This is a genomic window from Pseudomonas sp. 30_B (assembly GCF_017491605.1).
GTDB lineage: Bacteria > Pseudomonadota > Gammaproteobacteria > Pseudomonadales > Pseudomonadaceae > Pseudomonas.
In genome coordinates, this window is record NZ_JAFGYY010000526.1 from 1 (window position 1) to 240 (window position 240).

Consider the following 240-nt stretch of genomic DNA (forward strand, 5'->3'; position numbering starts at 1 on the left):
CGTTCCGCAACGAGAAGAACTCCAACTGGGAAGGCGCCTACCGGGTGCCGGCGATGATCCGCTGGCCGAACCACGTCAAGCCGGGCACCGTCTCCACCCAGATGTTCTCCGGCCTGGACTGGTTCCCCACCCTGCTCTCCGCCGTCGGCGTGCCCGACGCCAAGGAGAAGCTGCTGCAGGGCTGGGCGCCGACTTCCGGCGGACCGACCTTCAAGGTGCACCTGGACGGCTACGACCAGC

Annotated in this window: 1 protein-coding gene; it reads left to right on the forward strand. The window is 67.9% G+C overall.

The window, feature by feature from the left end; all coding sequences use genetic code 11:
* Positions 1-240: sulfatase/phosphatase domain-containing protein (locus J5M67_RS29335; protein WP_207888771.1), on the forward strand; the 240-nt coding region annotated here is incomplete at both ends.